1 protein-coding gene and 1 pseudogene are annotated in these 2,123 nt (G+C 60.4%); both read right to left on the bottom strand.

Features of this window, described 5'->3' with window-relative positions; translation table 11 throughout:
• A partial coding sequence (locus KTAU_RS21390; protein ID WP_265576365.1) for a condensation domain-containing protein occupies positions 1 to 1,786 on the bottom strand: 1,786 nt, incomplete at its 3' end.
• Positions 1,787 to 1,789: 3 nt separating this feature from the next.
• Positions 1,790 to 1,999 (bottom strand): annotated as a pseudogene (locus tag KTAU_RS22485) (AMP-binding enzyme); the annotation flags it as partial.
• Positions 2,000 to 2,123 lie beyond the last annotated feature (124 nt).

The raw sequence follows: 2,123 nt of genomic DNA, 5'->3' as shown, positions 1-2,123 counted from the left end.
GGTGGCGCTCCTCGGGAGAGAGGAGGGGGAGAGAGGCGAGGGAGCAGGAGGGATCGGAGACGAGCGAGGAGAGCAGGGTCTGCCAGTGGCGGGCGAGCCGGACAATGGTCTGCTCCTCAAACAGGTCCCGACTGTACTCGAAGCAACCGATCAGATCCCCATCGGGACGCTCCTCCAGGCTCAGCGTCAAATCAAACCTGCTTGTTCCATTATCGATAGCCAGCTCCTGAATCTGCCAGGAACTGCCACCCAGTCTTCGATAGGAATTCATGGCGATTGCTACCTGGAAAAGAGAATTGGCGGTAGCAGGTCTTTGTGGGAGAAGACGACTTATCAACAGAGGCAGCGGTAGATCATCGTGGGCCAGGGTTTGGGCCAGGGCTTCGCGAGTCCGCTGAATCAGCTCGCGCCCGCTCAGCTGATCAGGGCTGGTGATGCAGCTGCGCAGCAGGACAGCGTTCAGGAAATAGCCGGGGATCTCCTCGAACTCTGGTCTCTTGGGGCGGTTCGTGCTGAACGTTCCAATCAGGAAGTCTTCTTGCTGGCTATAGCGATAGAGGAGGACTTGAAACGCTGCCAGCAGCACTGTATAGAGGCTGGCGCCCTCTTGGCGAGCCAGCTGCCTTAAATCCTCGGCTAGGTTGGGAGACATTGAGAAATAGTAGCTACCCCCGCGATGGTAAGGGGCGGCTGTACGCGGGTAGTCAGTGGGCAGCGCGAGCGTAGTAGGTGCATCCTGCAGGTACTGCTGCCAGAAGGCAAGGAGCTGCTCCAGGCGTGCAGGGGTCAGGTGAGCCTGCTCCCAGAGGACATAGTCGGCGTACTGGCAGCGGGGTTCAGGCAGGTCAGGCTGCTTGCCCTGGCTATACGCCTGGTAGAGCTGCTCAAGCTCTGTCGGCAAGATGGTATAGAGTGTCTGGGCGTCGGCGATGATGTGGTGGGTAACCAGGCAGAGCCAGTGCAGCTGTGGGGAAAAATGGAGCAGGCAGGCGCGCAGCAAGGGAGCCTGAGAGAGATCAAGCGGGAGGCGAGCCTGCTGCTCGACGAGGGAGCGAGCGACAGCGAACTGCTCAGGCGCAGGCAGAGAAGAGAGATCTGTGATAGGGAGAGAGAGAGAAGGGCAAGGTTGCACTACCTGCATGGGCGTATCGTTCAAGGAAGGGAACGCTGAGCGCCAGAGGTGATGGCGGTGTAGGAATGCCTCAAGACTCTGTTTAAGAGCCTTCTCATTCAGGTCTCCCGCAATGCGGATGACCAGGGGGATCGTGTACATGGGAGTCTCTTTGAATAGCTGGGTGAGGAACCAGAGCTGCTGCTGGCCATAAGAGAGAGGGGCAGGCTGCTCTGGTTCATGGCGTGGTAACGTTGGCATCGTATCGGTGTTTGTCCTTGTCTCTAGTGAAAGTTTCTCGGTTGCTGTTTTCGAGTTCTGTTGTTTATCTTCGATCATCATGGCCAGCTCTTCGATAGTTGGGTGGGTGAACAACGTGCTCAAATTGATCCGCACGCCATAGAGTTGTTCGATGCGTGCAAAGAGCTGAGCGGCCAGCAGTGAATGGCCCCCCAAAGAGAAGAAGTTATCCTGTGCGCTGACCGGACGAACGTGGAGCAGCTCCTCCCAGAGTTGGGCCAAGGCCGCCTCTGTCGGGTTGCCGGGTGATCGCCGCCCTTCATGCTCTGCCCTGCTCACCTCTGGCAGGGGCAGGGAGGCGAGGGCCTGGCGGTCGACCTTGCCGGAGGTGGTATGGGGAAGGGTGTCCAGGACGACGAAGGAGGCAGGGACCATATAGGCGGGTAGCAGCTCTGAGGCGAAGGAGCGCAGGGTGCTCGGGGTGAGGTGGGTGCCTGGGCGGGAGGAGACGAAGGCGAGCAGGCGAGCCGAGGAGGGATCATCGGGGGAGGGCTGATGAAGGAGGACGGCGGCCTCCTGGACGGCGGGGTGGGAGCAGAGGAGGGCCTCGATTTCGCCGAGTTCGATGCGGAAGCCGCGGAGTTTCACCTGTTGGTCGAGGCGACCCAAGAAGAGGAGGGAGCCGTTGGGGAGCCAGCGGACGAGGTCGCCGGTGCGGTAGAGGCGGGCGGAGGGGTCAGAGGAGAAGGGGTGAGGGAGGAAGCGCTGGGAG

Source organism: Thermogemmatispora aurantia, from assembly GCF_008974285.1.
Taxonomy (GTDB): Bacteria; Chloroflexota; Ktedonobacteria; order Ktedonobacterales; family Ktedonobacteraceae; genus Thermogemmatispora; species Thermogemmatispora aurantia.
The sequence above is the reverse complement of the archived record's forward strand: the minus strand, read 5'-3'. Positions and strand labels throughout refer to the sequence as shown.